This window comes from Actinomadura vinacea, assembly GCF_039532545.1.
Classification (GTDB): domain Bacteria; phylum Actinomycetota; class Actinomycetes; order Streptosporangiales; family Streptosporangiaceae; genus Spirillospora; species Spirillospora vinacea.
Map to the genome: position 1 here is coordinate 409,991 of NZ_BAAARW010000016.1, position 25,847 is coordinate 435,837.

At 69.3% G+C, this 25,847-nt stretch carries 18 protein-coding genes; 4 read left to right on the forward strand and 14 right to left on the reverse strand.

Going from position 1 to position 25,847, the window contains the following annotated elements:
* The first annotated feature begins 264 nt into the window (after window positions 1-264).
* Window positions 265-717, forward strand: a complete 453-nt coding sequence (locus ABD340_RS23220) for a hypothetical protein (RefSeq protein WP_344591549.1) — start codon at window positions 265-267, stop codon at window positions 715-717.
* Window positions 718-849: 132 nt separating this feature from the next.
* Here the strand turns inward: ABD340_RS23220 and ABD340_RS23225 are convergent, their stop codons facing one another.
* The 4 genes from ABD340_RS23225 to ABD340_RS23240 all read right to left on the reverse strand — a co-directional run bounded on the left by ABD340_RS23225 (window position 850) and on the right by ABD340_RS23240 (window position 2,846).
* Window positions 850-1,329, reverse strand: a complete 480-nt coding sequence (locus ABD340_RS23225; protein WP_344591551.1) for a hypothetical protein — start codon at window positions 1,327-1,329, stop codon at window positions 850-852.
* Between the two features lie 148 nt (window positions 1,330-1,477).
* Window positions 1,478-1,924, reverse strand: coding sequence for an STAS domain-containing protein (locus ABD340_RS23230; RefSeq protein WP_344591552.1), 447 nt, complete (start codon window positions 1,922-1,924; stop codon window positions 1,478-1,480).
* A gap of 58 nt (window positions 1,925-1,982) precedes the next feature.
* Window positions 1,983-2,567: a DUF5994 family protein gene (locus ABD340_RS23235; protein ID WP_344591553.1), complete on the reverse strand. Its 585-nt coding sequence runs from the start codon at window positions 2,565-2,567 to the stop codon at window positions 1,983-1,985.
* A 78-nt stretch (window positions 2,568-2,645) separates the two neighbouring features.
* Complete coding sequence (locus tag ABD340_RS23240; protein ID WP_344591554.1) at window positions 2,646-2,846, reverse strand: hypothetical protein; 201 nt, start codon at window positions 2,844-2,846, stop codon at window positions 2,646-2,648.
* A gap of 199 nt (window positions 2,847-3,045) precedes the next feature.
* Here ABD340_RS23240 and ABD340_RS23245 point away from each other — a divergent pair, with 199 nt between their 5' ends.
* Window positions 3,046-4,086 (forward strand): tyrosine-type recombinase/integrase, encoded by a 1,041-nt coding sequence (locus tag ABD340_RS23245; RefSeq protein ID WP_344591556.1) that lies wholly within the window; start codon window positions 3,046-3,048, stop codon window positions 4,084-4,086.
* A 317-nt stretch (window positions 4,087-4,403) separates the two neighbouring features.
* Here ABD340_RS23245 and ABD340_RS23250 read toward each other — a convergent pair whose 3' ends face one another.
* The 4 genes from ABD340_RS23250 to ABD340_RS23265 form a co-directional block, all read right to left on the reverse strand.
* The gene (locus ABD340_RS23250; RefSeq protein WP_344591558.1) at window positions 4,404-4,727 is read right to left on the reverse strand and encodes a hypothetical protein; all 324 of its coding nucleotides are present in this window, start codon (window positions 4,725-4,727) and stop codon (window positions 4,404-4,406) included.
* A gap of 1,014 nt (window positions 4,728-5,741) precedes the next feature.
* Window positions 5,742-7,073 (reverse strand): crotonyl-CoA carboxylase/reductase, encoded by a 1,332-nt coding sequence (gene ccrA / locus ABD340_RS23255; protein ID WP_344591560.1) that lies wholly within the window; start codon window positions 7,071-7,073, stop codon window positions 5,742-5,744.
* The gene (locus ABD340_RS23260; RefSeq protein WP_344591561.1) at window positions 7,027-13,212 is read right to left on the reverse strand and encodes an SDR family NAD(P)-dependent oxidoreductase; all 6,186 of its coding nucleotides are present in this window, start codon (window positions 13,210-13,212) and stop codon (window positions 7,027-7,029) included. Before ABD340_RS23260 ends, ccrA begins: the two co-directional genes overlap by 47 nt.
* A 259-nt stretch (window positions 13,213-13,471) precedes the next feature.
* Entirely contained in the window at window positions 13,472-15,274 is a 1,803-nt protein-coding gene (locus ABD340_RS23265) for a fatty acyl-AMP ligase (RefSeq protein ID WP_344591562.1), read from the reverse strand.
* Window positions 15,275-15,711: 437 nt separating this feature from the next.
* On the opposite strand from ABD340_RS23265, the gene ABD340_RS23270 reads away from it, so the two are divergent.
* On the forward strand, window positions 15,712-16,746 hold the full coding sequence (locus ABD340_RS23270) for an alpha/beta hydrolase (RefSeq protein WP_344591564.1): 1,035 nt from the start codon (window positions 15,712-15,714) through the stop codon (window positions 16,744-16,746).
* A gap of 56 nt (window positions 16,747-16,802) precedes the next feature.
* Here the strand turns inward: ABD340_RS23270 and ABD340_RS23275 are convergent, their stop codons facing one another.
* Window positions 16,803-18,107 (reverse strand): glycosyltransferase, encoded by a 1,305-nt coding sequence (locus tag ABD340_RS23275; RefSeq protein ID WP_344591566.1) that lies wholly within the window; start codon window positions 18,105-18,107, stop codon window positions 16,803-16,805.
* A 149-nt stretch (window positions 18,108-18,256) separates the two neighbouring features.
* Window positions 18,257-20,188, reverse strand: coding sequence for a class I SAM-dependent methyltransferase (locus ABD340_RS23280; protein WP_344591567.1), 1,932 nt, complete (start codon window positions 20,186-20,188; stop codon window positions 18,257-18,259).
* Window positions 20,189-21,035: 847 nt separating this feature from the next.
* On the opposite strand from ABD340_RS23280, the gene ABD340_RS23285 reads away from it, so the two are divergent.
* On the forward strand, window positions 21,036-21,947 hold the full coding sequence (locus ABD340_RS23285; RefSeq protein ID WP_344591568.1) for a right-handed parallel beta-helix repeat-containing protein: 912 nt from the start codon (window positions 21,036-21,038) through the stop codon (window positions 21,945-21,947).
* Between the two features lie 171 nt (window positions 21,948-22,118).
* On the opposite strand, the gene ABD340_RS23290 is transcribed toward ABD340_RS23285, so the two are convergent.
* The 4 genes from ABD340_RS23290 to ABD340_RS23305 form a co-directional block, all read right to left on the reverse strand.
* A complete protein-coding gene (locus ABD340_RS23290) occupies window positions 22,119-22,910 on the reverse strand; it encodes an IPT/TIG domain-containing protein (RefSeq protein WP_344591569.1) in 792 nt (263 codons plus the stop codon).
* Between the two features lie 84 nt (window positions 22,911-22,994).
* Complete coding sequence (locus tag ABD340_RS23295) at window positions 22,995-23,774, reverse strand: IPT/TIG domain-containing protein (protein WP_344591570.1); 780 nt, start codon at window positions 23,772-23,774, stop codon at window positions 22,995-22,997.
* A 432-nt stretch (window positions 23,775-24,206) separates the two neighbouring features.
* On the reverse strand, window positions 24,207-24,494 hold the full coding sequence (locus ABD340_RS23300; protein ID WP_344591572.1) for a hypothetical protein: 288 nt from the start codon (window positions 24,492-24,494) through the stop codon (window positions 24,207-24,209).
* Window positions 24,495-25,149: 655 nt separating this feature from the next.
* Window positions 25,150-25,791, reverse strand: a complete 642-nt coding sequence (locus ABD340_RS23305; protein WP_344591573.1) for a GntR family transcriptional regulator — start codon at window positions 25,789-25,791, stop codon at window positions 25,150-25,152.
* Window positions 25,792-25,847 lie beyond the last annotated feature (56 nt).

Sequence of the window (25,847 nt, forward strand, 5' to 3'; positions counted from 1 at the left end):
GCTTGGCCGGTGCAGAGTGCTGGCCCGTGCGAGCGACCTTGGCCGGGGCGATCTTGTACAGGTACTCCGCCCGCACGGATACACGACAGGCGCCCGCGGCCGGGCACGGGCCAGGCGTCACATGTGCCGGCGCGCTGGACCTTGCGGGACGAACGGGCAGGCAAAGGTCAGCAACGGGGGGAGAGGCATGGCCTCAAGTGGGGCGCGATGGGAAGAAGCTATTTCGAGACTGGGCAGCGGCACGTGACAGAGAGTGAGTCTCTCATGCACATAACCGACCGATCGGTCCCAGAGGTGAGCCGGGCGCACGGGCCGGTGCGGGAGTTGCAGGACGACCTGGTCCGCTACGAGCGGACCATGCGGCAGACCGCGATCATCGCCGTGTGCAGCGGTGCCGCCAGTGGCCTGGTGCTGGGCGCGCTGATCGCCTCCGGCCTGTGCTGGGGCCGGAGGGGCAGGCTCGTGCTCGCGGTGAACTGCGCGGCGTGCGGCGGGCTGTTGGCCGCCGGAGTGCTGCGCGTGGGGCGGGCACGGTTGCGAGACCGTCTCGATCGCGTGTTGGCGGCCGAGGCGGTGCACCACGAGCAGGCCATCCGCGAACAGCTGGAGCGGCTGCGGTACTCGGGGCTGAGCCGCGGGAAGCTGGCGCGCTCGTGCGTGCACGCGATCGAGATGACGCAGCGCGTAAAGCGCCGCAGAGGTGGTGGTCACCGGTGAGCGAGCTGATCGAGGCCGCGGCCGGGAGCTGGGCGCGCCGGAGGCGCTGCGCGCGGTGCCAAGCGTTATGCCGGGTCAGGCACCTGTTAGTGATCAACGAGCCCTCCGGGTAGCCGGCCGACCGCCGTGTGATCAGGCAGGGGGGACGGGTCGGCGATCGGTGCTGTTGGCGTCCGACTGGTACCAGGTGAAGGCGTGGGTGTACCAGGTGGCGGTGCCGTTGCGGGCGGGGCGGTGCCCGTAGGTGAGGGCGATGATGCTGCGACGGGGCTCTGGGCGGCCTGCGGGTGTCGGGTCATCGGGGACGAGCCGGTCGGGGGTGGCGGCTTGGATCTCGCCCAGCAGCAGGCGGTCGGCTGGGCGTAGTTCCAGCCGCAGGTCGATCGGGCCGTGTGAGTGGGCTGCGGAGCGGGTGGGCGACTCTTGGATCAGTGACACCACCTGATGGGCGAGGGCGTCCGCGGCGGGGCCCAGTCCCCACCGCCGCAGGGCGGTGTGGATCGCCCGGCGGGTGTGGGCGGTCGCCGACCGCCCGCCGGGCAGTCGCCATCGGCCGGTGCGCAGCGCCGGTGGTGCGGCGCCGGCGGCGTGGTGATAGGGCACGGTGGTCACGGAGTTCTCCATCACAAGCAGGCCCGGGCCGGGGCCCGGGCTCGGTCGGCGGCAGTTGGATCGGACCCGGTTTGGTCGCATCGCCGGTCCTGTGCCCGGCGTTCAGGTGCTTATGCGGCCGGTTCGGCCAGGGGCCGCAGGCGTGGAGTCAGGCTTGGAGTGCGGGCTCGGCGCTTGGGGCGGAGGCCGGGTGGACGGTGAGGCTGCGGTCCAGTCCGGTGATGCGCAGCAGTTTGGCGACCTGCGGCCGGGGGTTGGCCAGGTGCAGGGTGATGCCGATTCCGGTGGCGCGCCGTTGGATACCGATCAGCACGGCCAGGCCGGTGGCGTCGCAGAACGACACCTCGCCCAGGTCCAGGGTCAGCAGCCGGGCGCTGTGGTGCAGTGTGCCGAGCAGGTGCTCGCGCAGCGCCGGGGCGGAGGCGATGTCGAGTTCGCCGTGAAGGGCGACGATGGTCTGGCCGGGACGTCCATGGGTGGGCATGTCCGCTTTGGCCGCGGCCTGGGGGTGCCGGACGTTGGTGAACCCGGGGTATCCGGCATACCAGTTGGTCGCGGTGGACGCGGTGGTGGCAGGGATGGGGATGATGGTCATGGCGATCTCCGATCGCAGGTGTGCAGACCCGGCCGGTCCGGCCGGGGTGGCGGGCCGGTCACTGCGCCGCCGGTTGTCGGCCTAGCCGCCCGCCCTCGCTCTCCCAGGCGTTGTGGGATGCCGTCTCGCTCCCCGCCGGGCCACGCGGGCCGACCGGTGTGGTGAGGGCGGCGAGCAGGTCGGGGGCGTGCAGATGGTTGGCGGGATGGGCGGCCAGTTCCATGGCCGCGTAGGCCTCCGCGTGAGGTGTGGATGCCGGGACGGTGAGCAGGTCGACGCGCCTGCCGTCGGCCCAGATCGCGGTGAGCAGCCCGGCGGGCAGGGTGTCGAACCAACTCAGGCCCACCGTCCGGATGCCGTCGGCACTGTTGACGCGCAGCCTGCGGGGCCGGCTGTCCCAGTCGGCGACCCTCAGCATGATGTGGGTGATGGGCCGGTGATCGTCTGGCGGATTGGCGTTGTGGGCTTGCAGGGCATGGGCCAGCCCGGGCAGTTCGGCGGCCGGGTCGGCCGAGCGGGGCCACCAGCCGCCCTCCAGCGGCGCTCGGGGCGAGCCCGCGGCCCGCGGCGGCCGCAGGCGCAGCCGTGGCGTCGAAGGCGGCGGAAGGCCGATCGTTGTTCCTGTTTCAGTCAGGGTCCACATGGGCCGTTACCCCTTTCCCCCGGGCCGCCGGATGGCGGCTCGGGACGGATGGTGATCGGGATGGGCCGGCCGGACGGGTCAGTGGTGTCCCCGCGGATGCGGGGCGAGACGGCGAAGCCGGGTGAGCCACGCGGTTCCGACCAGCGTGACCAGGATCGCGCCGCCCACCAGGGTCGTCAGCGCCATGGCCACCGCCATCGGCATGCCGGCCAGGACCAGGAGAACGACGAACACGATCATCGCGGAGAGCGCGATCACAGCGGGCCGGACCTGGTCCATCCGGGAAACCCTCCTGCCCGGAATCGCACCGGGCCGGTCGGGTCGACGAGCACGATTGAACATCGGCATGTACATCCCCTCGTCGGGGTGAGCCGGTGTGGCGGGTCACCCTCAGGGTGGGGATGTCGTCGTTGCCGGATATCTCGACTCTACTCCAAGAACTTCCGATATCGAGAAATATCTGAAGTAAACTTCAGTTATGACTTCCGATACTTCGCCCCCGACTGGTTCCCCTCCCTCAGCACCGGCTTCCGAGACCTCGCCGCGCCCGCCCGGCGGCGCGACCCCGCAGGCCGGGCGCCGCCGGGGCGCTCGGCCGACCCCGCTTCCCGAGGGCCTGCAGGCGGTTTTCGCCGCTTACCAGCGCGGCATCGCCCTCCCGAGCGAGTCACTGGATGCCGATACGGTCCGCGTCTATGCCTCCCGGGTCCGCCAGTACCTGGCCTGGCTCGCCATCGCTCTCGCCGACGGGACGGCCGAGGGCGACCCGCTCACCGACCCCGACGCGAGCGACCGTGCCGCCCGGGGCTACCGCACCCACTTGCAGACCGTGCTCAAACGCAAACCCGCCACCATCAACGCGCACCTGACCGCGGTCGATGACTTCTACCGCCGCCGCGGACTGGGCCCCGCCGCCGCCGAACGCGCCGAGATCCCCCCGGCCGCCCCCCGGCCCTTGGACGAAGGCGACCAGCTCGCCCTGCTGCGTGAGGCCGACCGTGCACCGCTGCGCGACAAGGCGATCGCCTTCACCGCCTTCTACGCCGGCACCCGCATCAGCGAGACCACCCGCCTGGACACGAGCGACGTCCGCACCTCGGCCGGCAATGGCAATCTGATCGTCCGGGCCGGCAAGAACGGCAGATACCGTGAGATCCCCCTGCACCCCAAGCTCCGCGCCGTGCTGGAGGAGTGGCTGCGCGAGCGGGCCGACTGGAAAGGCGCCGACGCCAGCCCCGCACTGTTCCTCAACCGCCGCGGCGGCCGCCTGTCGGCCCGCTCGGCCTACACCGTGCTGCGCGCCATCGCCGCGGCCGCGAACCTGCCGATCGGCCGCGACGGCGTCTTCACCCCCCGCGTCCTGCGGCACACCGCCGGCGCCATCATGACCCGCCAAGGGACCGACATCGTCGTCGTCGCCGAACTCCTGGGCCACACCGTCGAAACCGCCCGTCGTTACAGCCTGCCCACCCACCACGACCGTCAGAAAGCCATCGAAAGACTCACCGTCGACGAATGACATCGCTTCAGGTCGCGCGTATACATCGACTGCACCACGCCCAGCGCCCGGCAGGCCGCCGGTCGGTGTACGAAACCCGCACGAGGTCGGCGGCGGGCTGGTCGACATGGATGCCCCTTCCCCTTCAAGCGGAGTGGCCGCCCCCGGTACTCCGGGGGCGGCCTGATCACCTGTCGGCGGTGGGACTAGTGATCACTCCGGGCGGAAGCCCGCCCCGCTCCGGCAGTGAGCGACCAGCTGGGCGATTTGATCGCACTGAACGGCTCGCTGCGGAGGCGTTGGAGCTGTCGCAGGTGACCTTCTGCGATTCGTTGGGGCTAGTTCTTCTTTTTGGCGGCCGCCGGGGCGGCGATGGCCAGGGTGCAGGCCTGCTGTGCGGTGGCCGACGGCAGGCCGGTCGTCGCCATCAGCACGTTGCACAGCAGGTCGGCGAGTTGCGGGGAGACCGTCCTGGCCAGCGTGTCGGCCGTGGCGCAGATCTGGTGCCGCACGAAGGTGGACTGGTTCTGCGAGGTGAGGTAGGCCACGCAGGCCGCGGTGTCGGCGTGGGCCGGGGTCGGGGCCGACACCGCGGCCACGCCGGCCGTGGCCAGCGCGCCCGCCACGGCGGTGGCGGCGATCCGGGAGGCGAAAGCTCCCATGGTGATCACTCCTTCAGTGGGGTGGAGCTCCACCTTCCCTCAATATCACTTTATGTGTCTATATCAATACGGAAAGTAATGGATGACTTTTTGTTGTTTGGGACATACCTGCTGGCCATTCTGCGTATTGCAGGTCCTGCAAAAAAGGCCCGGCCCCTGGTCGGCAGTTTGGTTCGCCCGGTCGGCGACTGAGGATGACCTTGCCCCTATCCGCACCCCCGAGTTGTTGGCACATCTGCTGGACTCCGTAGCACCCGGCCAGCGCTCACTGCGTTCTGCAGGGGTCACAGCGTGACAATTTGATGTGACACCAGCCAAGGTTTTGCCGAGTATCGGATTCAGCAATCATTCAGAAATCATTCAGAAATGAGAATTATCGGAGCCGGACGCTGCGACCATGACCGAGTATTTCGGACAAGCGACAGGCGGCACCGGCCTGGAAGTACCCTGAAGGGATGCGGGTCGCCGTCCGCCGCGAACGCCCGCACCCCGGCACGGTCAGCCGGTCGACCTGGGGCTACGGCATCGTTGGCGGGAGCGAGGGCCGCATCCAATGTGGCAAAGACACCGGGCTGTGCAACCTGGCCCCTGCACGGCTTCGCCCACAAACGAATCTGGCTGGAACTGGTCGCGGCTGCCTCGGAAATCACCGCCTAGGCGCAGATGCCCGCCCTCGACACCCCGGCCCGCACGTGGAAGCCCAAGCGCACCCGAGGTAGCCGTATTTTGAGACTCCGTCTCACGGAGCACATCTTCACGATGGACGGCCCCCGGCCGTTCCGGTGGGCTTACCAGCAGCATGCTCGGCGGCGATAAGCATGCACTTATAGCCCACCACTAATCCGACTCGAAGTCGACCGCAATTTTTCCAGGAAGGGACCTTCGCCGCATTTCCTGATTTTCCCGCTCAAGCTCATGAAGCCGTGCCCGGCCGGATGGCTTAAGCGGATCACAGGTGTCTCGATGAGGGTCCCCGGTCGGCCTTCACAGGCGATCGCCTGGAGGGTGGTTCTCTCATCGCTCGTGGCCGGTTCGGCGGAAGGCGTTGATGCTGTCCTCGCCGATGTGCCAGCGAAGGGCGTAGTCGGTGATGCCCAGTCCTTCTTCGGGGGCCAGGCAGAGGATGCCGACCTTGCCGATGTGCCGGTTGGTCTGTACCGCGCGTACGGCGTCGGCCGCTTGGGCCAGCGGATAGGCCGTCGACAGCGTCGGGGTGATCATGCCGAGCGCGATGAGCCGATTCACCTGGGCGGCTTCGTCGTAGTTGGCACCGTGGCTGCCGATGATCCGTTTGATCTTCATCCACAGATGCCGGTTGTCGTACTCGTGCCGATAGCCGGTGCTGGAGCCGCAGGTCACGACGGAGCCTCCGCGCCGGGCGAGCCTGACGGACGTCGCGAACGTCTCCTGGCCGAGGTACTCGAAGACGATGTCGGGGTCCCCGCCCGCGAGCTCGCGGATGCGGGCGCCGAGGAGCCGCCAGGCGTCGGGTGAGCGGAATCCCGCGTCGCCGAGTCCGAGGGTGGCGCGGTTGATGATGTGCCGGCCGCCGATGGCGCGGATGATCTCGGCCTTGTCCTCGGAGCCGACCACGCAGACCGGGATTCCGCCGCCGTTGCGCACGAACTGGACCGCGTAGCCGCCCAGCCCTCCGGTGGCGCCCCAGATCAAGACGATGTCGCCCTGTTTCATCCGTGCTCCGTTCCGGCTGACGAGCATGCGGTAGGCGGTCGAGGCGCACAGGGTGTTGGCCGCGGCCTCCTCCCAGGTCAGGCAGGCCGGTTTGCGGATGAGCTGGGTCTGTTTGACGACGGTGAACTCGGCCATCCCGCCGAAGTTGGTCTCGTACCCCCACGCGAGTGGATCGGCCGCCTTGACGCCGTCGTCCTGGGAGGCCGGGTCGGCCGGGTCGATGACGCCGGGGAAGACGACCACGCGGTCGCCGACTTTCCAGCGCCACACGGCGGTGCCGGTGCGCACGATGACGCCGGCGGCGTCCGAGCCGATGATGTGATAGGGCAGGTCGTGGCGCTCGCCCCACGGGCCTTCGGCGGCCCGCTTGCGCAGGAAGGCGAACGTCGGGACCGGCTCGAAGATCGCTGACCACACGCTGTTGAAGTTGACGGCCGAGGCCATCACGGCGACGACGACCTCGTCCGGGGCGAGATCCGGCATCGCGACCTCGCCGACATGGATCGAGCGGCGGACGTCCTTGTCCGTCTGCCCCGCGAACATGCCGACCTCGTCCTTGACGACGTAGGCCGCCGTGAAGCGTGTGGGCAGCTCGCATTCCAGCAGGTCAGCCGGCGCCGCCTCCGCGCGGACCGCCTGGATCAGACCGGACATCGGCTGCCTCCTTGATTGGGTGGGTGCGGTGGTCCCGCCGGCCCGGAACGGCGGGCGCCCCCGTGGCGCCGCCGAGCAGGGCCCGCAGGTGATCGGCGATGATCTGCACCCCGGGCTGGTCGAGCAGGTCAAGGTGGTGCGTACCGGGCACCGGGACGATCTCCAGACGCGGGCACAGGTCGGCGAGACCGTTGGCCTCGTCCAGGTCGTAGCGGGCGTCGTGGACGGTCCACGGTGTCGGTTCGGTGGACCGGTACAGCACGGTCCGCCCGTCGTAGGGGCCGGGGCTGTAGCGTTCCAGCGCCCGGGTGTCCTGGTGGGAGGTGAACTGGTGTGCCGCCACCGCAGGCGGCAGCAGCCGCATCACCGGTTCCGTGCGCTCGATGACGAGCGCGAGCTGCTGCTCCTCGTCGAGCGCGGCGAGTTCCTCGAACGGCAGGCTGACCGGCACTTCATAGGTCCTGGTCAGGTACGCGCCGAAGTCGGCGTACCGATGTGCGGAGGCCTCGGCCGGGTTGGCCACGCGCCGGGGCACGCCCGCGTCGATCAGTGCGACCAGTTCGACCACGGCGCTGCCGAGCCGTCGGGCGATCTCGTAGGCGAGCACGCCGCCGAACGACCAGCCGCCCAGCCGGTACGGCCCCTCGGGCTGAACCGCCCGGATCGCCGCGGTGTACCGCGCGGCGCGCTCTTCCACCCCTGGCGCGTCCTCGAACCGCTCCAGACCGTAGAACACCTGGTCCTCTCCGAGGAGCGCGGCCAGTTGCCGGTACACGCCGCTGTCACCGCCGGCCGCGTGCACGCAGAAGAACGGCTGCGGGCCGGGCGTCGCGTGACCGGCGAGGTGCCACCGTGCGCCCTCGGTGAGCGGCCGTACGACGCGGCGGGCGACCGCCTTCTCGGCAGCGGTGGGGGCGGAGCCGGCGGGCAGGCTGAGGAGGCCGCACAGCCGCTCTTGCAGGGCCGTGAGGCTCGCGTCCCTCAGCAGGACCGACGACGGCACGGTGACGCCGAAGTCGTGTTCCAGCGCGCTTCTGATCCGTACGGCCACGAGGGAGTCGAGTCCCAGCTCGGTCAGCGGCCGCGTCGGGTCGGGGGTGAAGCCCAGCACGGCCGAGACCCGGTCGCGTACCCGCGCGGTAAGGATCCGCCGTGCCGCGTCCGGATCGGCGGCGCGCAATGCCGCCGGGCCGGGCCAGTCGTCCCGGCCGGTGGTCTCGGCGGCGCCCGCGCCGATCAACGCCGCGAAGTAGGGCAGCTCGCCGATCTCGGGGAAGGCGGCCAGTGCCCGGGTCGCGTTGAAGCGGAGCACGCCGGTCGCGGCGCGGTCGTGGGCGAGCAGCGCCTCGAGCGCGTCCGCGCCTTCCTCGGGTGTGAGGGGATCCAGCGCCGCGACCGTCCGGCCGGCGGCGCCGCCGACCTCGGCCCAGGGGCCCCAGTTGATCGTGGTGGCGGGCAGGCCGCGGGCCCGCCGCTGGTCGACGAGCGCGTCGACCCGCGCGTTGGCCGCCGCGTACGCGGCCTGGCCCGGTGATCCAAGCGACGCGGCGGCCGAGGAGTACACCGCCCACCAGTCGAGGTCGATCTCCTGGGTGACCTCGTGCAGCCGGACCGCGCCGTCCACCTTGGGCGACCAGACCCGGCGCAGGTCGTGCGGCCCGAGGTCGGCGACGAGCCGGTCGTCCAGCGCGCCCGCGGCGTGCACGACCCCGCACAGTCGCAGGCCGTCACGGCGCGCGGCGGCGACCATGCGTTCGGCGGTCCCGGCCGCCGCGACGTCGCCGGTGACGATCTCCACCTCGACGCCGGTCGAACGCAGCTCGTCAATGACCCTCTGCGCGTCCGGCCCGGGGCCGGATCGGCCGCCCAGCACCAGGCGTCCTGCTCCCCGCTCGGCCAGCAGCCGGGCCGTCACCAGGCCGAGGCCGCCGTATCCACCACTGATGACGTAGGCCCCGCCCGGCCGTACCACGGAGCGCGGCGGCCCCTCGCCGAGCCGAGCCGGCCGCAGTCGCGCGGCGTACCGGACGGCGTCGCGCCAGGCGACCTCGGTGTCGGCGCCGTCGCCCAGCAGCTCTCGGGAGAGTACGGCGGGGTCGTCCACGTCGACGAGCGTCGCGCGCAGCGCGGGTTGCTCGAAGGCGAGCACGCGCGTCAGGGCGCGCAGGAATGCCTGTTCCGGTCTCCCGGCCTCGCCGTCCTCGACGGCGATGGCCCGGCGGGTGGTGATCCACAGCCGACGCACCGGTGGCAGCCTGCGGATCAAGCCGGTCATGGCGAGCAGCAGGTCCTCGTCGGCGAGCGCGGACGGTACCAGCACCGCGACGTCGGCCAGGCGCGCCGGGTCGCGGGACAGGGCTTCTCGCAGTTCGTCCGGCGTCGCGTCGTGTCGGAGCCGGGCGACGTGCGCGCCCGCCGCGGTCAGCGCTTCGGTGACTCCGCCGGCGTCGGTGTCCGCGGGGTCGCACAGCAGCAGGACGTCAGCGGGGGCGGTGCCCGGTGGCGTCACGGGAGTGCGGTGCCAGCCGACCTCGATGAGCTTGGCCGCCAGCGGCACCGGCACGGCGGTGGCGGGCAGACGGTGCAGCACGACGTCGTCGGCCTCGAACAGGACCGTGCCGGCGTCGTCGAGGAGTCGCAGTCCGGCCACTGCCGTGCCGTCCTCGGGCCGCGGGACGGTGAGTTCACAGTGTCCGCCCTGCCATGCCGGGCCCGGCGCGCGAAGACGGCCGATGGCCATGGCGGTCCATTCGGTGCCGAACGCGGCGAGGCAGGCGTCGAGCACGACCGGATGCAACCGGAACCGGTGGCCGCCGGCTTGGGCCGGGGGCACGGTGACGCGCTTCCCGGAGTAGGGCCGCGCGGTCGCGGCGGTTCCGGTGTCGGCGACGACGGTCGCGCGCGAGAGCACCGCCGAGATCCCCGCGGGCGTACGCATCTGTACCGTTATCCGGGCCTCCTGCGCCGCTCGGACGACCGTGCAGGTGGTGGTGATCGTCGTTCGTGCGTCCAGCGGCAGCAGCCGCTCGACCCGGAGTCCGGAGACGGCCAGGGCGTCGCAGCCGAGCACCTCGGAACCGGCCGCCAGCGCGATCTCCGCATGGGCGGCGATGGGCAGCACGTCGACGCCGTGTACGGGGCGCCATGGCGGCGGGTTTGCGCCCACGTTCGTGGTCCAGACGTGCCGGTCCTGTTCGTCGGGCAGCTGGACGTGCGCGCCGAGCAGCGGATGGAACGGTGACGCTTGGACGCGCGGGGCCTGTTCCCAGTGATGTCGATGCCGCCAGGGCGGGCTGGGCACGTCGGTGATGAGGCCACTGGTGGGTATCCGGACGGGCAGCCCGGCGAGTTTGAGTTCGGCGAGCCGGGCGTGGAAGGTGATCGTGTCGTCGGCGCGTTCGCCGTCGGTGGGGCGCCGCAGGGTGGAGAACACATGGGCGTCCTCGACGGTCTCGGTGAGCGCGTGGGTGAGGAGGGGATGCGGGGAGATCTCGACGAAGGTCCGGTGCCCGTCTTCGGCGGCGGCCTGGACGGCGTCGACGAGCCGGACCGGATTGCGCAGGTTGGCCGCCCAGTAGTCGGCGTCGAACGCCGGGACGGCTCGCGGGTCGTCGAGCACCGTGGAATAGAACGGCAGCCGGGGCGCGGCGGGTCGCAGATCCGCCAGCCGTTGCCGTAGCGGATCCATCAGGGGCTCGACCTGGGACGAGTGGCCCGCGCCCTCGGCCCGTACGACGCGGGTGAACATGCCGCGCCGCTCCGCCCGGTCCACCACCGTGGCGACCTGGTCCGCGTCACCGGTGATGACGGTCTGCCGCGGAGCGGAGCGCACGGCCACTTCCACGCCGGGACAGCCCGCGCTCAGCTCGGCCGTCTCTTCGGCAGAGGCGCCGAGCACGGCCATGACACCGCCGCCTGCGATGGTCCTCAGCAGCCGGGCCCTGCGCGCGATGACCCTCGCGGCGTCCCACAACGACACCGCTCCGGCCGTGAAAGCGCCCGCGACCTCGCCCATCGAATGGCCGATCACGGCGGCGGGTTCGGCGCCGTAGGACTGCCAAAGCCTTGCCAGCCCGACCTGCACCGCGAACAGTATGATCATGGCGTCGGCCGGGTCGGAAACCGTTCCCGGCAGGGTCGCGCCGGCCGTCTCCTCCCGGTCCAGCGCATCCCATACCGAGAGCCCGGTGTGGATTTCGATGAACGGTTCGAGCAACTCGATCGTTCTGGCGAACACGGGCTCCTCGGTGAGCAGCCGGTGCGCCATGCCAGGCCATTGCGAGCCGTATCCGGAGAACACCCAGACCGGCGCGGACGCGTCGACGTCGGCCCCGGTGACGGCGGCGGGAGAGGGACGTCCGGAATGCAGCGCCCGCAGGCCCGCGACGAGTGCGTCACGGTCGCGTCCCACCACGGCGGCGCCGTATCGGCCCCGGCCGAACCGGCGAGCGAGCGTGTACGCGACGTCGGCGGGGTCTCCGAGGTCATCGGCGAGCAGCCCGGCGTATTCGCCGATCCGGTCGGCCGAGACATCGGAGAGCAGGAGCGTGTGCACCGGGGCCGCCTCGGGGCCCGTCCACGGGACGCGGGGGGCCTCCTCGAGGACGACGTGCGCGTTCGTCCCGCCGAAGCCGAACGACGACACGCCCGCCGATCCCGGATGCGATGGCCAGGGCGTCTGCTCGGCGGCGACCTTCAGGCCCAGCTCCGGGAAATCGATGTGCGGATTGGGCCGGTGGTAGTGCAGGCTCGCCGGGATCGTCCGGTGCCGCAGTGCCAGGACGACTTTGATGAGCCCGGCGATCCCGGCCGCGGCCTCCAGGTGCCCGAGGTTGGTCTTGACGGAGCCGATCAGCAGGGGCGTGGAACGATCCAGGTCGAGTGCCGCGCTGAGGGCGTGCGCCTCGATCGGATCGCCGAGGAGGGTTCCGGTGCCGTGCGCCTCGACGTAATCGGGCGGTTCGCGACCCGCGTACGCATCCCGCAGCAGAGCCTCCTGGGCTTCGGGGTTCGGAGCGACCAGGCCATTGGAGCGGCCATCGGAGTTGACGACGGTCTTCCGGATCACCGCGAGCACCCGGTCGCCGTCGCGATGCGCGTCGCCCAGACGTTTGAGGATCACGATGCCGCAGCCTTCGGCGCGCACCATCCCGTCCGCGGACGCGTCGAAGGCCTTGCAACGCCCGTCCGCCGCGGTGCCGCCCGCCTGCTCGAACGTCATGGTGATCGCGGGGGAGACCAGGACGTTGACGCCGCCCGCCACGGCCACATCGCTTTCCCCGCTGCGCAGGGACCGCGCTGCGAGATGGACCGCGACCAGCGACGATGAGCACGCGGTGTCGACGGTCATCGACGGGCCGCGCAGGTCCAGCAGGTAGGAGAGCCGGTTCGCGGTGATGCTCAGCGCGGTTCCGGTCGTCGTCCAGGCCGACGCGTCGGGGCGGCCGGCCGTCAGCAGCGCGTATTCCGGCGCCGAGACGCCGACGAACACCCCGGTACGGCTTCCGCGCAGCGAAGCAGGGGCCATCCCGGCGTGCTCGAACGCCTCCCAGGCGACCTCCAGCAGAATCCGCTGTTGCGGGTCCATGGCGTCCGCCTCGCCGGGGGTGATCTCGAAGAACGGCGAGTCGAACCCGGCGACGTCGGCGAGGAACCCGCCGAGCCGGCTTACGGGCGTGATGACGCCGTCGAAGTGCTCCCACCGGCCGGCCGGCACCTCTGCGATCACGTCGTCCTGCTCAAGCAGGAGGCGCCAGTACGCCTCCGGCCCCTGGACTCCGCCCGGAAGGCGGCAGCCCAGGCCGATCACGGCGATATCGGTGTTGTCGGCGATATCTGCGGACTTGGCCTCTCGGGGTCGTGGACTCTGCTCGTCGGCACGGCGCGCCAGCGCGTGCGCCAGGCGGGCGATGGTCGAGAACTCGTACACCAGGCTCGCGGGCAGCGAACGGTCGAGAAATTCCTCGAGTTCGCCCACGAGCGCCATGAGATCGCGGGATGCGAGGCCGACCTCGGCCAGTGGGCGGTCCGGATCGACCTCGCGCGGCGAGAGACGGCAGTGTTCGGCCACGCGCTGGATGAGGAACGTCCGGATCGAGGACTCCTCCGGTGGTGTCCCAGCGCGATCGACGGTCGGCATGGTGTGCCCCTGGTGGGTCAGGATCCCCGCAGAGATCGCAGGAACGTTCCACGCACAACAACGCGGAAGGCTCTCGCGCCGCGGAGACTTGCCTTGGCCTTGGACGCCGTCACGTGCCAGAAATGAAGGGGGCATCGGGCGCGGTCCCATAGACCAGACACTCTTCGTAGCTAACTTCTCACTTTAAGTGCAACATAGTTACAATATGCAGTCAATTGCCTTCAGGTAGTAGTAACGGGTCCTCGGGAACACAAGGCCGCTACTCCTCAGTAGGTCCACCATGGGATCCGCCTGCCTGGATCACGGGCAGCTCACCGTTGAGGTAACGCTGCTTGCACGCGGTTCTGGCGACCTTGCCACTGGAGGTCCGAGGCACGCCCCCGGGGCGTACGAACACGAAGTCGTGCACTGCCAGCTGATGGACGACGCCGATCGCGTTGCGGACGGCCCGGTGGATCTCCTCCAGGTCGAGTGCGCCGCGCGGAATGCGCGGGGAACGCTCGGCCACCACGACCAGACGTTCCGCCGTCTCCCCCTCGATCGCGAACGCCGCCACATGGTCGGGGCGTACAGCCTGATGCACCCCCTGCACGGTCGCCTCGATGTCCTGCGGGAAGTGATTGCGGCCGTCCACGATGATGAGGTCTTTCAGCCGGCCGGCCACGTACAGTTCGCCCTCGTGGATCACCCCTAGATCTCCGGTGCGCAACCATGGCCCCGCGGGGACGCCGTCGGCCGGACTCTGGAGGCGGGCCGCGAAGATCTCCCTGGTGTGCGCCGGTTTGCGCCAGTACCCGCGCGCGACGTTCGGGCCGTGCACCCAGATCTCCCCGACACGATCATCGGGTAGTTCCCGGTGGGTCTCGGGGTCGACGATCGCGACATGCTGTCCCGTCGGCGTGCCGCAGGAGACCAGGCAGGCGGGACGTTCGGCGTCAGCGGAACACAGGCGCACGACGCCTGTCGCCAGGGCTTCGGGATCGACGGTGAGGTACCGCGGCGGGCTGTCACCGGGGACGGCGGTCACGAACACGGTCGCCTCGGCGAGTCCGTAGCAGGGCGACAACGCGGCCGACGGCAGCCCTTTCGGGCCGAATGCGGCGGTGAAACGATCCAGGGTGCGCCGCCGGACCGGCTCGGCCCCGTTGAGGCACCAGCGCAGACTCCGCAGGTCGAGGCCCTCTTCGGCCTGAGCACGGGAGAGGCAGTATTCGTAGGCGAAATTCGGGGCGACCGTCAGGACCTCGGCGTCCCGGTGGTCAGAGGCCAACTTGAGCCACCGCGCCGGGTTCCGGATGAACGCCATCGGCTCGGTGAACTCGGCGTGGGCGCCATGCGTGATCGGCGCCGCCAGCGTCGTGATGAACCCCATGTCGTGAAAGAGCGGCAACCAGCTCACGAGCACGACCCGGCGCTGCCCGCCGCGCGGCCCGCCATCGACCCCGAAATGGGCCCACAACTGGCGCGCGTTCACCGCGACGTTGCGATGGCTGACCTCGACCCCGGCCGGCTCCCGCGTCGAGCCCGAGGTGTACTGGAGGTAGGCGGTGTCATCGAGCGGACCCGGTTCGCAGTTCCACTCCGCCGGCTCGATCGTGTCGGCCGTGACGAGATCGCGCGGGCGCGGCAGGCCGTGATCACCGAAGAACGCCCGGACGTCGAGCAGGCGGCTGGAGGTGGTGACGGCCACTGCCGCGCCCGCGTCGGCGTACGCCCGGACGAGCCGATCGGCCTGACCGGGCAGATCCGGGGAGAACAGCGGAACCGCGATGAGCCGCGCGTACATCGCGCCGAGCATGGTGGTCAGGTATTCCAGGCCTTGCGGCAGCAGCAGCACCACCCGTTCACCGGGCGCGGCCGACCGCCGCAGCCGCGCAGCCGTCGCGCACGCGAGCCGGTGAACGTCCGCCCAGCTCAACGTGGTCTTGCGGCCGGCACGGTCGGTGCCATAGTCCACGAACGTGTACGCCGGCGTGTCCGGTCTCTCCTCGGCCCACCTCGCCACCGAGTCGGCAAGAGGCTCGACATCGGCGAACCGCGCCCCATGATCTCCCAGTGCCATGAACCCGCCCGTGTGTCCGCGTTCACGATCACCACACCAAGTATCGCCGTGATCGCTAATCGCATTTATGTGTGACCTTTACAGGTTAAGACCCGTGAGCCTGACTCGAACGATACAACTCACGACCCCCACCCAGCTTCCACTATCACGATCAATAGCACATATTTCCGGACAAATAGCGCCAAGAGTGTGGCGACTTAAGTGATTAGGAAATCCATATTAGAATGAATGGCCATTTCATCGCTATTTAGATACAAAGTCCGGTACGGTCATAGCGACAAATTTCGCAGCTTATGGTGAAGCTTCCGTAATGTCGAATCGGACATGGTGCGCCAATTTCGACGGAACCGTCATCACTCTTAAAGGGGATGGATTCGCCTAGACGACGACCGGCGGACCGATACGATTACCCGGGGTCGGGTGCCAGCGAAAGAAGAGTGAAGGAATCGCGCATGACGTCGAGAAGAACCCCTCTTCACCTGCGAGGACTGGGTACGATCGCGGCCACCGCGGTGATACTCGGCACAGCGGCGCCCGCCCGTGCCGTGGCGGCCCCGCACGGGCTCCGCACCGCGGACAACGGCGCACGGATCGTCTCACAGGAATGGCTGGACACGTCCACATTCGACTTCACCGTCGCTTCCCCGGCGATCGGCTCCGATCAGAAAGTGCGGGTACTGGTACCAAGGGGATGGAGCTCGCGGTCGGCGCGGACCTGGCCGGTCTTGTTCGCCTTCCATGGCGGGCGTGACACCTATGTCTCGTGGACCCGCAGCAGCCAGATCAAAACGATCGCGAACACTTACGACGTCATGGTCGTCATGCCCGAGGCCGACAATGGAGGGTACGCCGACTGGTGGAACTACGGAAAGCGCGGAACCCCGCGATGGGAGCAGTTCCATATGTCCGAGGTCCGGCAGCTCGTCGAGCGTAATTACCGCGCGGGTGAGGTCCGCGCCTGCATGGGCAACTCCTCGGGCGGCCAAGGCTGCATCGCCTACGCCGCGCGCCACCCCGGGGCCTTCCGCTACGCGGCCTCGATGAGCGGGATCCTGTCACTGCTCTCGCCGGGCATTCCGCGCCTCCTGACGGTCACCAACCTGCTGAACGCGTTGGACCCGTTCCGGATCTGGGGAATTCCCGGGGTCGACGACGCGAACTGGCGAGCGCACGACCCGCTCGCACTGGCACCCCGGCTGCGCGGGACCGGTCTGTTCATCGCCTCCGGCACGAACGGGCTGCCCGGTCCGCTCGACGACGAGAGCACGGTCGTGGGCGGTCTCATCGAAGCTCCGACCGGAACGACCAACATCGAGTTCCGGAACCGGTTGCGCGAGCTCGGCATACCCGTCACCGCTCGCCTGTACGGTCCGGGAAGCCACTCGTGGCCCTACTGGCGCCGTGAGCTGGACGCGGTCTGGCCGTCGCTGATGAGCGCGATCGGCGCCGCGAAAACGGGAAGCTCTGCCTGACCGGCGGAACGCGGCGGTGAGGGGTCCCCTCATCCTCGCAAGCCGCAGCCGCGCCGTCAGGCCCCTTCCGGCCGACGCGTCGTCCCGTCCAAGGCCGCGCAGGCGTTGGAGACGCCGTTCTCGGCGGAGATCCGGCGCCCCAGTTCGGCCGCTCGTCGCCGTATGCGGGGATCGCCGACGGCCTGGCGGATCGCGGCGGCGAGCCCGGAGACGGTGAGCCGGCGGATCGGCAGCGGCCTCGGTCCCGCCCCGAGCGCGGCGACCCTTCTCCCCCAGTACGCCTGGTCGCCGAAGAAGGGGCAGACCACGGTCGGCGCGCCGGCTCGCAGCCCGGCGGCGGTGGTGCCCGCGCCGCCATGGTGGACGACGGCGGCCATCCGCGGGAACAGCCACGTGTGCGGTACGTCGTCCACGACGAAGACGTCGTCGTCCACGGGCGGTTCGTGCGGTGGTGCGGCGAGCAGGACACCGCGTACTCCTGCCTGCCGCAGCGCCGCCCGTACTATCCGCTGGGTATCGGCAGGGTCGCGCGGCACCATGCTGCCGAACCCGACGTAGACCGGCGGGGGTCCGGCGGAGACGAAGTCGGCGAGCCGGGGGTCCGGTGTCCAGTTCGGTGCCGGATCGAGGAACCAGTAGCCGGTCAGGTGGACGTACGGCGGCCAGTCAGCCGGACGCGGCACCACGGCCGGGCTGACGCAGCACAGAACCGGCTGCCGCGCCTGGCGGAGCCGCGTCATCGGGCCTCGCAGCGGCATTCCCGGCAGCCCCAGCGACTGCTGCCGCCACGGGTTGAGGATCGGCCGCAATGCCTGCCAGGCGATCTGGTCGAACGCGCGGAAACTCCATTCGTTCCCGAGCGGGCCGAGGAGGTGGGCCTGGGGGATGAGGGGATGAGGGAATGCCCGGGTGGGTTGGTTGGGCTGGAAATGGATCAGTGCGCGGGGGATGCCGAGGCGCTCGCCCATGTGCTCGCCCAGGAATCCGATGGTCGGATACAGGATCAGGTCGGCGTCCCGGCATGCCGCCGCGACGTCGCGCAGCAGCGGCGCGGCCAGTGATGCCAGCAGCCGTTTCAGGTTCAGGGCGAATTTCACCGGGTTCTGGCCCCCGTCCAGCCATCTCCGCATCTCCTCCCCTGCCATCAGGTCGCTCAGGCTGCCGTGCAGCCGTCCGAACTCCAGCCCGGCGTCGGTGACCAGCCTCTCGTAGTCGCCGATGCCCGCGACACGCACGCTGGAGCCGCGTGCGGCGAGTCCCCGGCCAAGGGCGACACAAGGCTGTACGTCACCACGCGACCCGGCGGCCAGGATCACAACCCGTCGGCCGGCCACATCTCCTCCTGCCGTCGTATCGGCCACGGATCATCTCCCGGAACCGGGCGTGGCCCGCGATTTCGGGGACCGTCTCGCCGGTCTCAGGACCGCTCCCAGGCGGTCCAGGTCATGCCGGTGTCCATCTCCACCGCCGAGCGACACGGCAGGTGCACCGGGTCGCCGTCCGGGTGATGTCATCGCTGCTTGCGGGCGAGCACCCGGTAGGCATTGGACCGGCGGCTCATCCGGATGACGGGGTAGATCAGCTGATCGATCATCGCGGCGGTCATGATCAGAGGTATGCCGGCGAGGAACGCGGCCGCCCGCGCGGCCAGCCGTATCCGGCGATGGGGCTCGAAGCGCCACGGCTTGTTCGGGTCGGGCACCAGACGGTGCACCATGAGCATGACGATCATGGTGAGGTCGAGCGGTTGATGAGCCTTGCCGCGATGGACCTCGACCGTCTCCAGTCCCCTGTCCGCGAGAGCCTCGACGAGATTGCGCACCGGGATGAGGTGCAGATGCTGCGGCTGGAACCAGCAGTGCCACCAGCGCCTGGCGATGCGGCCGATCGGCCACTCCGGGTCCGGGACCTCGATGAGCAGGTGCCCGCCGACCGGCAGCACCTTGGCCGCCGCGTCCAGCTCCGCGTACGGGTCGACGGTGTGCTCGAGGTAGTGGTGCATGCTCACAACGTCGTAGGCCCCGGCGAGCTCGTCGGCCAGCGATGGGAACAATCCGCGATGGCCGCGGTCGATCCAGCCCTGGCGTTCGGCCTCTTCGACGCTGCTGCTCATGTCGAGCGCATCGAACCGCGTTTCCGGCCAGATGTCGCGCGCGGCGTTGCAGAAGTGCCCGTGCCCGCCGCCGACGTCGAGCCAGGCCTCCGGAGTCGCGTGCCCGCGCAGCATCCTGGCACGGTCGCGGTAGTGCGGGGCGCCGAGCCGGAAGCCGCGCTCCACCTCGGCACCGCCAGTGCCGTCGTAGAACTCCTTGTAATAGAAGGTCAGCCCAGCGCTGCTCAGCCGCGGATTCTGGAAGATGTGACCGCAGGAGCCGCAACGCTCCAGCCGGAACACACCGGGCCGATGATGCTGCAGATCTCCGCTGGTGAGCAGGTGTCGCAGCCGGTTGCCGCCGCACCATGGGCAGTCGGCGCGGTGCGGCTCGAAGAACCGGCCCGTGCCACCGGCGAGTTCGGTGGCGAATTCGCCGCGCAGCCAGAGCAGCTCAAGGTCGGGCTTCTCGAGCGCGGCGGCCACGCTCAGCCAGCGGTACGGTGCCGTGACCGGACGGCACAGGGCGAACCGGCGCCGATCATGCGGGCGCAACGGGGTCCCCAGGGTGGTCAGATACGGCTGTGCGCACACCGCTGCGATTGAGGCGACGCCCCATCCCCGGCTGAGGACGGCGCCCACCGCGAACGCGCCGAGGCCGATGATGTTGCCGCTCAGATACGTGGGCAAGTCGTTCAGCCAGCGCCGGCGCAGGATCGCCCGGCGATCTTCCGGGGTGCAGCCGACCGGTTTGATCGACGCTGTGACGACGGTGTCGGTCGCCGTCGGCGCGTACCGCTTGAGCCTCGCGGTGAGCTCGTCCATCTCGGCGGCGCTCAGGCCATCGGTACGTCCCAGCCCTGCACGTCTCGCCACGTCCTCGGAGACCACCAAAGCGTGCCCGCCGCCTGCTCCCTGTGCCAGCCGGGCTGTCCGGAACGACGCGGGATCCAGGCGCCGGACGAGCTCCATCGCCCGGAGTGAGTCCAAGCCCTGCGGCACCAGATCGAGAACCTCCAGACCTTCGCTCCGGGCGTACGCGACGGCGGCCCTTCTCGTGTCCCCGTCAAGCTCGACACCGAAGGCCGTGACGAAGCGATGGGTACCGTCGAGAGGCTCCGCGGAGGGCGGAAGCGACCGTAGCCGCGCGGCCCGACTCCGCCGCCACAGCGCATCGGTGACAAGACCGGCCGTGACGATGCCCATGACGTGCTTCACCTTCATGGGTGCCTCGAGAGGTGACGTGATCGGCGAGTGGTGGCTTCGGACCCCCCGAAGAACAGGCCGGTGGGGGCCGCCAACGCCGAGCCGTGGGCAAGGAGAGATCGGGAGGCGAACCGTGATCTGCACGGTGGCCGGTACAGGCGCTTGGACATGCGAACCTCCTGCGAACTTGATCGTCCAACAGGATCAGGGGGCCGAAACAGTTGTGTGCGGGGCGTCCACACCGGATCCGAGATACGGCCTTAGCGGCCTGGAATCGGTTCGGCGTTGCGTCGGCAGCCGCTCCCATGGGCTGCCCCGACGCCAGATAGTTACTTTCTGAAGTCAGATTATCACTGTCAGTTTCCAAAGTGAGGAGGATGCTCGGCCATGTTCGTCTCACCATTCGGAGGCGCAACAGTTACCCAGCCACCGACTCCGCGGCGCTGGAAGGCCGCGGGCGAGGGTCGGCAGGCCGTGCGCGACTGCACGCCCGGCGTCGAGGCGCCGGCCAAGCGCGGCATGGCGTTCGAACGCCTCGACCAGCTCGCGCTGGAACACCTCTACGGCGCCCGCTGACGGACCGCGGGGCGCGGCTTATCGCGTTCGCCCGCCGGTCGCCGGGGTTCGCCATCCGCGGCTGAAGATCGCGACCTGGGTTCTACAGCGTCCGGAAACGCCGCAAAACCGTCGAATGTCGAAAAGGCGGTTCATTGTATGCGGCCTGGCCGAATAGAACGCCTTTGCGTCCCGAACCTCACGCGTTCGTGCACACGGACGGCAGATTCCGCGGCCAGAGATCTCGGGCCATATTACCGCACCAATACGAAATCATGTGATTCCCATTGCCATCCGGCAGGCCCTCATCTGCTTCACTCATATCAGCAACCCAGCAACCCGAAAAGGTATGGCAAAGATCATTCTCATATTTTAATGCGGAAGGAACCTGATGGGTTCATCCAGTGGAGCGGCCGTCGGTATGGGAGCTGCCGCGATGCTCGCCGCAACGGTCCTGGCCGCGCCCGCGTCGGCAGCGCCCGGACAGCCGGCGGAGCCCGCGGCGGCGCGCCGAGGTGTGATCAATGTGCCGTGCAGCACGGCCTCTCTGAACGCGGCCATCAATACGGCCAACAACATGAACTCCGCGACGCTCCAGCTCTCCTGGTTCTGCACGTACCGCATCGTCACCCCCGCGGTGCCCTCCTCCGGCCTGCCGCGGATCACCGGGAACATCGCCCTTGTCGGCGGCCTGGGAACGAAGATCAGGCGCGATCTGTCCGCACCCACGAACTTCCGCATCATCGATGTCGGCGACGACGCCAGGCTCCAGGGGACGGGCCTCTCCATCGAGAACGGCAAGGACGCCACCGGTGGCGGCATCCTCAACGCGGGCAAGGTCGAGCTCACCGACGTCACCCTGAGCGGCAATACCGCGACGACCGCGGACGGCGGCGGCCTCGCCAACGGCTCCGCCGACGCCGAGGCGGTGATCAGCCGCAGCGTCATCCGCGACAACACGGCCGCCGGCGGCGGTGGCATCGCCAATTCCGGCACGGCCAAGATCACCGGGAGTCGTATCACTGCGAACACCTCGCCGACCGGCGGGGGTGGCGGAATATTGACCGAACAGAACGCCACAACGACCATCGCCGACACCATCATGGAATACAACACCGTCGCGTTCGGTGGAGCCGGCATCCTGAATTTCGGAGCCACCTCGCTCGACCAGGTCCTGATCACACAGAACCGCAACTCCCCCGCCAACGCCTTCCCAGGTGGCGGTATCTACAATGTCACCGAGAACATCTCCCCGCCCGGAACCGTCACCGCCACGCGCTCGACGATCTGGCTCAACCAACCGGACAATTGCCACCCGGCGGGCACCATCCCGGGCTGCGCGGCCTGAACACGGCCCGGGGCCGGGACCGGGCCGCGCAAGGACGCCAGGTGAGCAGCGGCGACGCGCTCGTACCCGGTGCGTCAACCTCCCCCGCCTCGCAGGCGGCCCGCGCCAGCGGTGATCTCCTGGACCCGGTCACGAGCGCGCCCACGGCGGGAGAGTGTGCTTCAGCACCCCTCACTGGTAGGAGTAGGGGACGCCCGGGGAACTTGTCCCCGCGGCGTTGGCCACGGTGACGGTGACCGTCCCGGAGCCGGCGGGCGTTCTGGCGACCAGCTGCTCGTCGGAGACGACGGAGAAGGGGGCCGGAACGGCGCCGAAGAACACGTCGGTGGCTTGGGTGAGGGAGGAGCCGGTGATGACGACCGAGGCGCCGCCCGAGGACGGTCCCTCGTCCGGGGTCAGGCTCGCCACGACCGGAACGGCGAGGTAGGTGTACAGGGTGCACGGGGTCGTCCTGCTGGTGCCCCCCGGCGAGACGACCGTGACCTGGACGCTTCCCGAGCCCGCGGGCACCGTGGCCACCAGCTGGTCGTCGGCGATGATCGTGAAGGACACGGCCGCGGCCGTGCCGAAGAGCACCGAGCCGGCCTGCGCCAAGTTCGTGCCTGTGATCGTGACGGTGTTGCCGCCCTGGACGGGGCCCTCGCCGGGCGCCACCTCGACGACGGCGGGCCGGCCGGCGACCGCGCCGGAATAGGTGTAAGGGACGGTCTGCTGGCTGGTCCCATGGGGGCCGGCGACGGTCACATTGACCGTGGAGGGTCCGGCCGCGGGAGGTGCCGTCGCGGTGATCTGGGTGTTGGAGTTGACGGTGAAGGCCGCGGCGGCGCCGCCGAACCTGACCTTCGTCGTCCCGTAGAAACGGATACCCGTGATGACGACCGTGTTACCACCCGTCACGGGACCCTGAGTCGGATTCAGATTGCTGACCACTGGGGGGGCCATCGACCACCACGCCCTCTGCATCGCCGCCGCGTCCTGGCCGGACTCGGGCTGGCCAGGACGCGGGTTCTGCGGGTTACTACTTCGTACGGATCCGCCGCCGGGTGCCTACACGTAGGTGAAGGTCACCGCGGCGCTGGACCCGCCGGGCGTGGTGACGACGACGTCGACCGCGCCGGTCGGGCCGGTGGGGGCGGTGGCGAGGAGCTGGACGTCCGAGAGGGCGGTGAGGTCGGCCTGGACCCCGTCGAAGGTGACCTGGATGCTGTCGCTGACGAATGCCTGGCCGTCGATGACCACCTCGGTGCCCGCGGGCCCCGTGTCGGGCGTCAGGGTGGTCACCACCGGCGTGTCGTAGGCGAGGAAGGCGTCCGCGAGCGTGGCGGTGCCGCCGGCGGTGCGGACGGAGACGTCCACGGACTGGAACCAGGGGTTCGCCCCCACGGGGGTGATGGCGCCGACGTCGGCGGTCGCCGTGACCAAGTTGTCACTGCTGACCGTAGGCGGGGCCGTCGTCGGGTCGCCGTTGATCGACACCTGGTTGGTGGTGAGCAGGCTGTCGCCCGAGATCGCGATGGGCGCGGGGGTGGCCGCCGATCCCTCGACCGGATCGATGCCGGAGAGGTTCGGAGGGGAGATGTAGTAGAACGGCCGCGCGTTGCTCGTACCGCTGGTGGCCGTGATGGTGACGTTCTGGACTCCGCAGCCGCTCGGGACGGTGCACGTCGCCTGTGTCCCGCCGCCGTTGACGGTGACGGAGACCGTCCTGGTGCCGATCTTGGCGGCGGTGGCTCCTGTGAGAGCGGTGCCGTTGATGAGCAGTGTCTGCCCGGTATTTCCCTGGTTGGTGGCCTGCGGGCCGCAGGCGAGCGAGGTGATGGTGGCCATGCGATTCTCCTTTTCCGGTGGGGTATGGCCGTATTGAGCGCGCATCGGAGCGCTCAGCATGTGAAGTGATGACCCGGCGCAACCCGTTACGGTGCGTGGATTGATTTATCCGCGACCGGGCTATCCGTGCTGTCGTTTTCTCTCGACGCTCTGCGGTCGGCGCGCCGGCCGCACGCGAAGTTCCTTTATGTTGGTGACGATGTATGCGGAGGGGGAAACTCGCTGGGGTATGGCGGATTCAGGCGAGGGCAACACGGCAGGCGAAGACGACTCCGCCCTTCACCTCGGAGGCGAGAAGTGCTATCGCCCGGGTGATTCTTGCATGCAAACAGTCGCCTAGATATGCCGCAACTCTGAAACTTTTCGCTTTGCACAAAGGAGATGCCCTTCCCCTACCCCATCAAACCTGACAGGTGAAGTTCCAAAGTAAATCTACGAAAGACGTATGACATACGTGACATAAGTGGAGGCAACGGGAAATACCCCTTGATCGCAGTGGGTCAGGACGGCCGTGCCGAGCGCGTTGGTGACCATCGTGCTGGTCTGGGTCGAGTCGATGGACCCGCCGACGACGCAGCAGTAGGGACGGCCAGGAACGAGGCAGGGCAGTTGCCGGCTGACCGGTGGGGGCAGCATGCCGGGTACGGCCGCGCGGTCGCCGGGGAATTGTGTCTGGAGACCGAGGTCGCCTCTGGGGCCGCCCGCTCTGGTCGTGCTCATGCTCGGGGCTGGTCAAGCTCGACCGAGCAGATCCGCCCGGGTGCACGCCATCAGGCAGATCAGCAGGAATGCTACTGGGATCCAGGAGCGACTCTCAGAATCCTGTCGACCTCCCAGCAGCGTCCTCCTCCACCTCCTGAGATGCAGTTGCACCCCGCAGAGACACCAGAGGAACGCACATCTACTCCAATTATGTCACCAGAGCAAAAAGGTGATGAATGGGTTATTTGTCACCCGGGGCGACAGCACGCGCGCCAGGGCCAAGCCGAATGATGAGGATTCCCCGGGCGGTTGAGACACCTGCGACACGATCACTATCCGCAGTTCATTGGTTGCGTTAAGTCCGGCGAGTGGATGAGGCTGCGGACGCGGACAGCAGGGATGTGGCGGGTGCCGGAGGATCGCTGCGGCGTCGGTGTCGTGCTCGCGCGGAGGCGCTCGACATTCCCGTGCCGTGGGATTTTGTTGCTAGCCGGGTGGGACGGCCGACATCGGCGTTGTCGCCAGCGAGCAACGCTAGAGTCGCCCCGGCGCAGCTCATCGAGCGTGATGATCTCCGGCCATCAGTCGCTGCCATCGGACGGCCGTTCCCAGTGATCCAGCCACTGACAGATGCGGGTGCTGGTCCGGCACACGGCAGTGGTGCATCCGCCCGTCAGTCGTCGAGGTACGTCCCGATGTGTTCTGTGATCTCGGCCTCGGCGCGCTGCGGGTCGCCGGAGCGCAGGGCGTTGAGGAGTGTGCGATGTTGCTCGACGACGGCGTGCGGGCTGTCGTGGTGCGGGGCGTCGCGGAGGAAGTAGGCCCGTACTCGGGGCTGGATCGTGCGCCAGATCTGCAGCGACTGGGTGTGCTGCGCGGCCGCGATCACGGTCTCGTGGAAGGCGACGTCGAAATCCGCGAGCCGCTGTGCGTCGAGCGGTTGGGTCGCTGATTCCATGCTCTGCACGATCCCCTCGAGCGCGGAGAGGAGGTCGTCGTTCGCGGTCTCGGCCGCGCCACGGAATGCGACCTTCTCGATGACGAGTCGGATCGGCACGAGGATATCGGAGATCTCCTTCTGGGTGATCTCGGCGACGACGGCCCCCCGATAGGCATGCGAGACGACCAGCCCCTCCTGTTCGAGGATCATGATCGCCTCGCGCACGGGTCCGCGGCTGATGCCGTAGGTCGCGGAGATGTCGCGCTCGACGAGCCTGTCGCCGGCGGCCAGGTCACCGGAGGCGATGCGTTCGCGCAGGTTGTGCAGGATCCAGTCGCGCCGCGACTCGGGCGGTGAAGCAGGCAACACGGACATCTTCCAGGTCTCCTTCGGTGGACGCTCGCATCTTAGCAAATGGCTGATGGTTGACC